This window comes from Mesorhizobium sp. WSM4312 (genome assembly GCF_002294875.1).
Taxonomy (GTDB): domain Bacteria; phylum Pseudomonadota; class Alphaproteobacteria; order Rhizobiales; family Rhizobiaceae; genus Mesorhizobium.
Map to the genome: position 1 here is coordinate 1 of NZ_NSFU01000036.1, position 9,506 is coordinate 9,506.

12 protein-coding genes and 1 pseudogene are annotated in these 9,506 nt (G+C 55.2%); 7 read left to right on the forward strand and 6 right to left on the reverse strand.

Annotated features, from left to right (window positions below; genetic code table 11):
* Window positions 1-132: pseudogene (locus tag CK228_RS33440) on the forward strand (IS481 family transposase); the annotation flags it as partial.
* Here CK228_RS33440 and CK228_RS35550 read toward each other — a convergent pair.
* Genes CK228_RS35550 through CK228_RS36510 form a run of 4 tightly spaced genes read right to left on the reverse strand, consistent with a single transcriptional unit; the run spans window position 70 to window position 1,075 of the window.
* A complete protein-coding gene (locus CK228_RS35550) occupies window positions 70-321 on the reverse strand; it encodes a hypothetical protein (protein WP_127248734.1) in 252 nt (83 codons plus the stop codon). The pseudogene CK228_RS33440 and the gene CK228_RS35550 overlap by 63 nt on opposite strands.
* Before the next feature lie 14 nt (window positions 322-335).
* Window positions 336-620, reverse strand: coding sequence for a DUF6804 family protein (locus CK228_RS33445; RefSeq protein ID WP_063169433.1), 285 nt, complete (start codon window positions 618-620; stop codon window positions 336-338).
* A gap of 52 nt (window positions 621-672) precedes the next feature.
* Window positions 673-912, reverse strand: a complete 240-nt coding sequence (locus tag CK228_RS33450) for a hypothetical protein (protein ID WP_082826591.1) — start codon at window positions 910-912, stop codon at window positions 673-675.
* A 28-nt stretch (window positions 913-940) separates the two neighbouring features.
* Window positions 941-1,075: a YHYH domain-containing protein gene (locus CK228_RS36510; protein ID WP_199489651.1), complete on the reverse strand. Its 135-nt coding sequence runs from the start codon at window positions 1,073-1,075 to the stop codon at window positions 941-943.
* A 129-nt stretch (window positions 1,076-1,204) separates the two neighbouring features.
* Here CK228_RS36510 and CK228_RS33460 point away from each other — a divergent pair, with 129 nt between their 5' ends.
* The 6 genes from CK228_RS33460 to CK228_RS33485 all read left to right on the forward strand — a co-directional run bounded on the left by CK228_RS33460 (window position 1,205) and on the right by CK228_RS33485 (window position 7,651).
* Window positions 1,205-1,645 carry a hypothetical protein gene (locus CK228_RS33460; RefSeq protein WP_126066778.1) on the forward strand — a complete coding sequence of 147 codons (441 nt, stop codon included), beginning with the start codon at window positions 1,205-1,207 and terminating at the stop codon, window positions 1,643-1,645.
* Window positions 1,646-1,842: 197 nt separating this feature from the next.
* On the forward strand, window positions 1,843-3,282 hold the full coding sequence (locus CK228_RS33465; protein WP_063169430.1) for a hypothetical protein: 1,440 nt from the start codon (window positions 1,843-1,845) through the stop codon (window positions 3,280-3,282).
* Window positions 3,275-4,093 carry a hypothetical protein gene (locus CK228_RS33470; RefSeq protein WP_063169429.1) on the forward strand — a complete coding sequence of 273 codons (819 nt, stop codon included), beginning with the start codon at window positions 3,275-3,277 and terminating at the stop codon, window positions 4,091-4,093. The genes CK228_RS33465 and CK228_RS33470 overlap by 8 nt, the downstream gene beginning before the upstream one ends.
* Complete coding sequence (locus CK228_RS33475) at window positions 4,093-5,409, forward strand: hypothetical protein (protein WP_063169428.1); 1,317 nt, start codon at window positions 4,093-4,095, stop codon at window positions 5,407-5,409. Before CK228_RS33470 ends, CK228_RS33475 begins: the two co-directional genes overlap by 1 nt.
* The gene (locus CK228_RS33480; protein ID WP_224571173.1) at window positions 5,397-6,455 is read left to right on the forward strand and encodes a hypothetical protein; all 1,059 of its coding nucleotides are present in this window, start codon (window positions 5,397-5,399) and stop codon (window positions 6,453-6,455) included. The genes CK228_RS33475 and CK228_RS33480 overlap by 13 nt, the downstream gene beginning before the upstream one ends.
* A 50-nt stretch (window positions 6,456-6,505) precedes the next feature.
* Window positions 6,506-7,651 (forward strand): DUF4236 domain-containing protein, encoded by a 1,146-nt coding sequence (locus CK228_RS33485; RefSeq protein ID WP_095770037.1) that lies wholly within the window; start codon window positions 6,506-6,508, stop codon window positions 7,649-7,651.
* A gap of 13 nt (window positions 7,652-7,664) precedes the next feature.
* Here CK228_RS33485 and CK228_RS33490 read toward each other — a convergent pair whose 3' ends face one another.
* Both CK228_RS33490 and CK228_RS33495 read right to left on the reverse strand, forming a co-directional pair.
* Complete coding sequence (locus CK228_RS33490) at window positions 7,665-8,495, reverse strand: thermonuclease family protein (RefSeq protein ID WP_127224212.1); 831 nt, start codon at window positions 8,493-8,495, stop codon at window positions 7,665-7,667.
* 34 nt (window positions 8,496-8,529) lie between these two features.
* A complete protein-coding gene (locus CK228_RS33495) occupies window positions 8,530-8,943 on the reverse strand; it encodes a MucR family transcriptional regulator (RefSeq protein WP_082826711.1) in 414 nt (137 codons plus the stop codon).
* Window positions 8,944-9,506 lie beyond the last annotated feature (563 nt).

A 9,506-nucleotide genomic window follows, 5' to 3' on the forward strand; every position in this document is an offset into this window, starting at 1 on the left:
CATCGTGCCGCCGAACTGCCTGTCTGGCTGCACAGATACAATTGGCATCGTCCACATGGCAGCCTAAAGTCAAAAACGCCTATCAGTCGCCTCGCCCTGATCGAGGACAACCTGTTGAAGCTCCACATCTAGGGCATGCGAAAATAGAAAATAACGGGCAAAAAGATGCGCCTTTTCCGACTCCGAGCCTAGATGGTTGAAAGCCTCGAAGTACTCCTTCGTCCGCTCGAGGAGATCTCCCGCATAAAGCGCCAACGGCTGTGACACGGTGACCCTCGGGCGCGCCTTGACCTTCGGCGTCTCAGGTCCACTCTTGGCCATCTCAGATTATCGGCTTAATTCCGGTGCCGGTATGCGACAAAGCCGAACAGAGTAGCCGCTGCGACGTTGAAGATTGCCCACAGCTCGCGCGGCAAATGAACCGGCATGAACGGGTTGAAGATCGCTGCCGCTCCAAACAGCGCCCAAGCCAGGGTGCGATTTTCAGGGCCTGATCGCCACACCATGGCTCCGCAGTAGATCCCGGCGAAAAAGACCACCACGCGGAGGAATTGGTAATAGCCGTACGGCCATGGCGCTACCGCCAGCAGCGAGGCAATAGCTACACAGATGCAGACCAACCGGACCGTTCCGGCCGGCGTCGAAAAGCATTATTTTCAGCAAACTTGATCCTCAAACGCCCAGCACGGTTGTTAGTGGAGTTTCGGCGCCCGCCATATATTTGAAAAGCCAGATTGCCCAAGTGATCGGCCAAATGAACGCCAACATCGCATCCAGGCTCAAGTTAATCAGGATTTTTACGACCACTGATGCATGGCCCTGCCATGTGTCGACGACATTCATCACGTAGGTGATCGGCCCGCCCAGCATGAAGAGGAGGCCCAGCGGAGCTGACATGATGTTCTTCAGCATGTTTGTGTCCCTCAGAAAGGCGTGACCTTCAGTGACAGTGATACGCGCCGGTCTTATGGTTGGTATGGCAACCGTTGGCATCAGTGCCGCCACTGTGTGCAAACGCGCCGGTCGCGCAAGCGATTATTGCAGCGGCCATAGCCGCGAGAAATGTTGTTTTCATTTTATTGCCCTCCCAAAGTATTTCAGACAGAGCACTATTGCCGGTCGGGCACAAGCTGCTCGTGGCACTGTGAACACAAATAGGATAGATGCTCCTCTGTGCAGGCCAAGATCGGGCGAGGAGAATACTTTGGATGGATTGCGATTGATGCACGTCCCGTTGGCGATCCTGCTGACATGGCCAAGGGTGGCGACGGCAAATGAATGCCTCTCGAAGTACACCAAGACCGACGTCTGCGCCTACGCAAAAAAAATGCAAACCGAAATGGCTCCAGCATTGCCCATGCTGATCAGTTCGAACATCTCCGTTCGGAGCATCATCGCAATCGGGCCAAGGATCGTTTTCAACGCCACCTGGGCTCAGACCGATGCGGAAGTAGACGCCAAATTGTTGGCTGCTGGCGTCTCGCGGCCGGTCTATGTCCAGAAGATCGATGAAATGACCAAAAACTATGTCTGTCGTGCGGAGGAACTATCTGCCTTCGTTCGCCTGGGCGGTGAGATCCAGTACACGTATACGACTGTGGATAATTTCCCAGTCGCGAACCCGCTCGTAGCACTCTGTCCTTAGAGCATCGCAGCACGGCTCATGACATGACTAGTCGCGGCCGATCAACCAGTTGATCAGCAGCCATGATCATTTGTTGGAACTCAATTGAGCCTGATCCGCACTAGCAAGTGGATAGAAGTGAATGTGCGGTTGCCCTTTAGCTCTACTATGCATAGAAACCACTCTGCCGGGGGGCGTAAAGTTGGGGTTGTGAGTGCGTGGGCTCTAAATTCGAAAAACTAAATAAGTTGCGTGACTCACTGCGAGAATCCAACCACGATTTTCGGGCGAGCACTCAGCTATTCAACAGCCTGGACCCTGCCAAGATCGACGGCGACCTGGATGTCATTAACCGCGGAAAGCAGCGCGGCGAGGTGAACCAACCCCCGAAAACGGCAAAGAATCTCGACGATGTCGAACATGCCATCGTGGAACGCGTTGAGGATGAGAAGAAGGCTGCGCATCACACTCTTGAGGACAACCTGCAACTCCTTGGAGGTCGTCTTGCCGGCCTCGATTTCGAGGAACAATTCGGTCTAATCCGTCAGACGAATGCCGCTAGCGTTTCGGACTTCAAAGCCTCGGTCGCCGTGGGCCTCGATGAACTTCACGGCCTGAGAAGGGCCCTGAACGACGCCGAAAAAGAGCATGCATGGTTTAAGGAGAAGCACGGTCTCGTTCGTGCCGCGCGTGTGCAGCACGGTGCCGCTCACATTTTCCGGCTATCGCTTCTGCTATTTCTGTTTCTGGTCGAGACAGCGATGAACGGCAACTTCCTGGCCAAGGGCAATGAGCAGGGATTTTTTGGTGGCATCCTTGAGGCTGCGGCATTCTCTTTCATCAACATCGGGGCGGCTTTGCTCCTGGCGGTTTTCTGCGCTCGTCTCGTCACCCATCGGTCGTTTTTCGTAAAATTCGTTGGGATCATTTCAATCCTTTTCTATATCGGCTTGGCGATTTCGATAAACTTGGCGCTAGCGCACTACCGTGAGGTCAGCGGCTCGCTCGCTGACGGCGCCGGCGCTGAGGTCATCCGTAATATGCTCGCCAATCCAGCGGGTCTCACGGACATCAAGTCCTGGTTGCTGTTTGCGATCGGCCTGATGTTTTCGCTTTTCGCTTTTATCGACGGCTGGTTCGTGCTCGACCCTTACCCAGGCTACACTGGCGTTGAAAATCGGCTCGTTCGACGGCGCGATGACTACATCGATCGAAAGAAGGAACTGATCGAAGAGCTGCAGGATGTCCGCGACGACCACAACGAAAAAGTGGAGGAAATCGTCAAGCAGCTTGGTAGTCGCCGGCGCGAGCACCGCGCGATTGTCGATCATCGATCGAGGCTTCTGGCTCTTTTTGCGCAGCATCAAGACCAATTGGAGCGAGCCTGCAATCAGCTTTTGTCGATGTATCGGGAAGCCAACATCCAGGCGAGGACCGAGCCGGCGCCCAAGCATTTCGGAACGCCCTACAAACTTGATCGCATCAAGCCATACGTCACCGGCGAGCGGGAGTGGAATGAGGGAGATGTTGGCGCATCAATTCGCCAGGCGCAGGAGGAACTCAACGAGCAGGTTCGTCTGATTGGTCAGGAATGCGAACGGGGAATTGAGCAGTACCGAGATCTTGATAAGCTTCACCCGGACAGCGTGAATGTCTAGGCGAACCCGCAGACGCAAGAAAGGCAATGCGGGTACCATTGCCGCGGCCATTGCCCTTGGTGTGCTATCCGTTGCGATGTTGGCCGGCTTCGGCTGGATGTGGACCAGGTCTGGCAATGGCCATATCGACGCCAACACGAATTGCCCATTGGACGGACCCTCCAGCCTGACCGCCGTCCTCATCGACGCCACTGATCCAATTTCGGCAACGACGATGGCTGATCTCAAGAACGAGTTCCGAAAGACCATTGGGCAGGTCGAGCCGGGTGGGTATGTGAGGATTTATACCCTGAGCTCGGCGCCTGGTGAGCTGACGGTGATGTTCGATGGATGCAATCCCGGTGATGGGTCGACCGTCGATAGTTGGACCAACAATCCTGCGCGGCGTCAAAAGAAGTGGGAAAACGCCTTCGGCGATCCTTTGAACAAACTTCCCGATGAAATCCCGAATGCGGCTTCCGCGAGCCAATCTCCGATCATGGCTGGAATTCAGAAAATCAAGCTGTCGCTCTTCGATAGCAGCTTGGCCAAACAGGGCAGTCCCAAGCGATTGGTGGTCGCCTCTGACATGATCGAGCATACGACGATTTACTCGCAGTACCGATCGGGACTGGATTACCAAAAATACCTCAACAGCGCCGCCGACCGCACATATGGGACGTCGCTGGATGGGGTGGGCATCACAATTCTTTATATCGATCGGGCAAAGAAGCCATTTCAGACCCTGGATCACGCGGAGTTCTGGACACATTGGGTCCAGAACCATCACGGCGAGTTCGAAAAGCTGGTTGGCTTGGATGGGTTAAACTGATGGCGAGAGCGCACGACAAACCTTTGCTGGATCATCCACGTCTGCCGGTCGTGGTTTTCGCGGCATTGACACTCGGCGGGTGTGTATTCATCGCCATTGCAAAACTCTCAGGCGTAAATCCGATCGTCGCGGCGGTAGCACCGGCCTGCCTGATGTTTTTCTATCTCGGGGTTTCGATCTTTGCTGGAAAGCTACAACTGCACGACGAGCAGACCGGCGATAACCTCTACTATATGGGCTTCCTGTTCACCCTGACGAGCCTTGGGGTCTCGCTGTTTCAGTTTGGAACGGAAGGCTCAACCGACACGATCGTCCAAAATTTTGGCATCGCGATCACGTCGACGATCACCGGTATTGCTCTGAGGGTTTTCTACAATCAGATGCGGCGCGATCCCGCGGACATTGAGCGAACGGCGAGGCACGAACTTGCCGACATGACACGGCGTGTAAGAGCCGAGATGGAAAGCGTAACCAGGGAGTTCGCCGACTTTCGTCGTGTCAGCCATCAAATGCTCGAAGAGGGCTTTGCAGAGATTGCCGAGCAAGCGGCACGCAATGGGGAGCACATTCGATCTGCCCTGGACAATATTGCCATGGAATCGATCAAGCCTGTCCAAGAGGCGTCTGCCAAGCTCAGTGACGCGTTGCAGCACAATTTCGGGCAAGTCGAAACCCAGTTTGCTTCGATAGCGAACCGCGTTGGAGCTGCAGCGGATTTGCTGGATAAAGCCAACAGCTCGATGTCCAACTCTGTTGGAAAGCTCGGTAATCAAGCCGACAATATGGCTGCCAAGCTGGAAAAGGTGGTTGTTCCTGATGAGGTGCTGAAGAACGATCTGGCGCCGATGGTCAAGCTCCTGGGTAATGCTGTCGCACAATATGCGATAAAAACCGAAACAGCCTCGCAAGAGCAGCAAACGCGGATGACCGGTCTTGCCGACGCAGTGATCAAGGTGGCGACTGGAGTGGAGAGAGCGGCAGCGGCCGCAGAAAAGACCGCAGAAACTGTCCAAGCGCAGCAGCGTTTGACTGAGGAGTTCATGGCTGTGATGCAGAAACACAGCAATGAAACACGCGGCCTCGTCGCAACCCTTACACAACATAGCCTCCCGGCCGTGCGCACTCCCCAGCCTCTGAGCAATGCGATAGCGAACGATGTCGAGCGAGTGGCGGCACCTTCCACTGTTGCCTCCCCTGTGGAGACGCCAATCAAGGTTTCGGATGACACGGAGGGCGACACCTTCCGATCGTTAAGCAGTCCGGCGGAGGTGGAGAAGGGTGAACCGCCAAAGAGAGCAAGTTGGTGGGGCAGGTGAGTGAGGTTAGCGGAACAGCCATTACGTTTGAGCGCAAGGGCTATGGCCGCGGCCTGATACTCGGCCTGACGATGGCTGAGACGATGCTGCTTCTCGTTTTCTGCCTTTTGCTTGCTGCAGGCGCGCTCATCGCCAAGACAAAGAAAGAGGCTGCGGCAGCGCAGAAGATTGCGCAGTCCCTCAATGAGAACGCTCGCAAGCTTGACGAGGAAAACAAGCGGTTGCTGGCTCAGCTGAATGCCATGGTCAAGCCTGCAAGTCGACGCAATGTACCAGATCAAGAATGGCGTGAATTGGTCCGGGCCAAAGAGGCCGCAGAGGCAATCAAAAAAGTGGGACTGACCCTTGAGGAAGCGGTGAAAAGCGCGCCGGCCGCCAAAGTCCTCTCTGACAACGACGTCGACGTTGATCAGGCCAAAGCCATGATCGAGAAGATGAAGGTTCTGCGCGAGCTCGGCTACGTTGGCACGGGCAAGACGTCCAAGGATCTTGCTGACGCACTGAAGAAGGCAAGGAACGAGGCCTCTGCTGACAAGCCACACGATTGGCCACCGATCATCAGTCTTAGCGAGCTCGATGGCTATAATTTCGATACTGGAAGTGCGGAGCTTTCCGGTGGCTTCAAAACGAAGTTGCGGCAGATGTCGAAGACCATTGCTGGAATTGCAACTTCCTATGGTGTGGACGTCATTGAGGTGATTGGCCACACGGACGAGCAGGCGATGTCCGGTGACTCATCGAATATGGACAGAGGCCTTCAGCCCGTACTGGCGCGCAAGATGGACATTGGCACACTCCATCCTGCCGACAATGCCGGGCTTGGATTAGCGCGAGCGATCTCCGTCACAGGCATCCTGCGCGATATGCCGGAACTGAAAGGCTTCACCATCCTGCCAATGTCCGGCGGCCAGTTGATATTGCCTGGCGACCGGCTCACCGACGGCGCACAGGCCGGCGACGTCAAGGCGAGGAGGCGAATTGAGATCAGGGTCAGGCAACGTTCGCGAGAGACAGATATTGGACTGGTTCCGGTACCAAAGTTGTGAGGCGAACTGCCCTTGGGTTTCGCTCACAGGGCTTGGGGGGGATTGCGGGGATGGGGTTTTACGTTCGAAAATCGATTAGTGCGGGACCTTTCCGCTTTAACTTCTCGTCTGGCGGGGTTGGCGCGTCCGTTGGCGTGCAAGGTCTTCGTATCGGGACTGGCCCACGAGGGCATTATATTCATGCAGGCGTCGGCGGTCTCTACTACCGAGGCACTTTGGGAAAGCGCAGCGCCAAGCAGACGCTGCAACTGTCTGAATTCCCATCTGGGCCAAAGCCCCATCCAACATCCTCACCCGTGGAATATGTCAGCGGTGGCGTCGTGATGAGAGAAATCGAGTCCGCCGATGTGATCGAGATGCGTGATGAGACATTTGCCAATGTGCTTGATGAAATCAATGCGAGGCAATCGCAGACGCGAATGTCGCTCATCCTGGCCGTGCTGTTTGGGATCGCCGGATTGATCGCAGGCGCAATGCTGGGAGGTGGGGTGGCGCTGATCGGTATTGCTGCCTTTTTGCCGGGCATGCTTATTGGCAACTGGTTGGACAGCTACCGCCGGGTGAGCGTGCTCTACTATGATTTGGAGCAGGACGCGGAGGCGGCCTACGGGCGACTTGTCGCCGCCTTTGACACGCTCACACGCTGCGCGGCGAGTTGGCATGTCGCGGCTGGTGGCAAGATAGAGGATCTGACGACTTGGAAGCGCAATGCGGGAGCCACGATGTTGGTCGATAAAAAGTCGACGACGCTCCAAGCTTCCTTGCCGACGGTTGTTCGCAGCAATGTCACACCACCGTCGATACACGTCGGCCGGCAAATCCTTTATTTCATGCCAGACATGATTTTGGTGAAGGACGGAAACCAGTACGGTGCCGTTGGGTATGGAGACCTCAGGACGCAATTTGCCCCCAGCAATTTTATTGAGACCGGCAAAGTTCCATCTGATGCTGAGATCGTGAGCTATACCTGGGCTCATCCCAATAAGAATGGCGGACCCGACAAACGCTTCAGAGATAATCGGCAGATCCCTGTCTGTCGCTACGAAGCCTTGCGGTTTTCTAGCCCATCCGGGCTCAACGAGCTGGTGGAATTTTCCAAGACAAACGTCAGCCAGCCCTTTTGCCAGGCTCTATTGGCACTCGCGCAAATGCACCGAAACGCTGGTGGCCAGTCCGGCTTGCTGAAAGCGCGCTAAGGAATTGGCTTGGTCAGCAAATGCCTTCGCACGGAATTCCGTCGCCGTCCCGGTCCAATTTGGGTCCCCAGCTACAGTTATTGAGATACCAGCGCGCCTCATCGCATGAGGAGATTTGCTTACAATAGCGACGCGGTTGACACGAATAGCTCTGAGCTATTTGGCGACGGCCTGTAAGGCCGTAGGATGTGTCATTACCGGGTTTATTGTTGGCTGCATGTGTTGCTCGCCAATCCCAAGGGGCTGTGAAAGTGCCAACCCAGATGCCAATCTTGGCCCTTTGGGCATCTGCCTGTTGTGACGCGTAACTACCATGGCTGTATCGAGGCCAATCCAGGGCATAACCCTGTTCGACCATCCAAGACGCAATGCTAGCACCGTCCGCCCGCTGACAATCACCAACGAAGCGGTTGTAACGATCCCACGAAACAAAGTTGCACTGGATGGGTCGGGATTGACTGAGGAAGATGTCCAGTGCTTCTGCGGATTTGCGGCCGCATGGGTATTCTTGCCCGCTTGCGTCGCTGCAGTTTTGGCTGCTTTCAGGTGCGTCGATGCCATTGAAACGAATACGCTGTCCGTGGATCTCGATCGTGTCCCCGTCAACGATGGACGCTACGCCGACGATAGGCTTCGGTTTTGACCCGAGTGCGCTTGCTGTATTGGGTCCCGCGATCTGGTTGCCCCACCCTGTAAAGTAGGAGGTGACATAAGCGCCCACTGCTAGCGTGATCACCAGGATCGCGGCTAATGATTTATGTGAAAAGAAACGCTTGCGCATAATTGAAACCCGGCCGCGTCTTGGCCGCGAGCTGCGGCGATGGGAATAGCGATCGCGATTCAATTTTCGATCCTTTGCGAAGCTGCCAAATGTTTTGCTAGCGCGTCTTTGACTTCTTGGCTGCTGCTTTCTTGGGCGCGGCTGCTGTGCGACCGAGGCCAATCGATTTTGCCAATCTGGAGCGATTGGCTGAATAGTTAGGCGCGACCATGGGGTAATCGTTGGAGAGGCCCCATTTTTGGCGATAGGCGTCGGGCGTCAGTCCAAAATGCGTGTTCAAGTGTCTCTTGAGGGACTTGAACTTTTTGCCGTCTTCGAGGCAGACGATGTAGTCTGGAGTGACTGAGCGCTTGGGGTTGACCGCGGGAACTTGGTCGGGTTTTTCCGGTTCGGACGGCTGGCCGATACGCGCTAATGACGAATTGATGCTGGCAATAAGGTCCGGCAATGAGGAGACCGGCACTGAATTCTTGCTCACATAAGCCGCAACGATATCGGCGGTAAGCTCCATCAGCGCGGTGGCCGTATTTTGGATTTCGTCAGTCACTTCATGGCTCCGGACTTCTGCAGTGAAATCCCGATCTATTACTTATCGGCTAAAAAAACCAGTAGAGGGAGGATACTAAATGCCAGGCGCTAATAGTGATGAATGTTAAAGCGCCAATCAGAATGCGGAACCACGAGAGACGGTGGATTGATTGGGCGCGGCGTTTTCTTTGTATGACCAGGAAAGCGGCTTGAGGCTCACAGGCGGATGCATTTAGATTTGGACGAGTAGGACCTACGCATGACATTTTCGAAAGACCCGCCGCCGGAGGTTAAGCCCCAGAAGGATAAGGCAAAGACTGGATCTGAATTGGACCGCGTTCCAAGTGCGGGAGCCATTCGGGTCCGCAACGGACTCTCTGTGTCAGAAAAAGACATTGTGGAGGCGGCTAAATACGGGGGCAGGGAGCGAGAATCCTCGTCGGATAGCGACTAGGCAAAGGGGGCCAAGAATGCAGGCTCTGACCCATATCACACGTCGCAATATTGGACGGTGTCCAGAAGTGATCGCAGTCGTTTCTAATTGAA

Bases quoted from the DNA above. Each gene is read 5' to 3' on its own strand.
- CK228_RS35550 (WP_127248734.1), bottom strand. From the start codon at position 321: ATGGCCAAGAGTGGACCTGAGACGCCGAAGGTCAAGGCGCGCCCGAGG.
- CK228_RS33485 (WP_095770037.1), top strand. From the start codon at position 6,506: ATGGGGTTTTACGTTCGAAAATCGATTAGTGCGGGACCTTTCCGCTTT.
- CK228_RS33495 (WP_082826711.1), bottom strand. From the start codon at position 8,943: ATGGAGCTTACCGCCGATATCGTTGCGGCTTATGTGAGCAAGAATTCA.
- CK228_RS33475 (WP_063169428.1), top strand. From the start codon at position 4,093: ATGGCGAGAGCGCACGACAAACCTTTGCTGGATCATCCACGTCTGCCG.
- CK228_RS33470 (WP_063169429.1), top strand. From the start codon at position 3,275: ATGTCTAGGCGAACCCGCAGACGCAAGAAAGGCAATGCGGGTACCATT.
- CK228_RS33450 (WP_082826591.1), bottom strand. From the start codon at position 912: ATGCTGAAGAACATCATGTCAGCTCCGCTGGGCCTCCTCTTCATGCTG.
- CK228_RS36510 (WP_199489651.1), bottom strand. From the start codon at position 1,075: ATGAAAACAACATTTCTCGCGGCTATGGCCGCTGCAATAATCGCTTGC.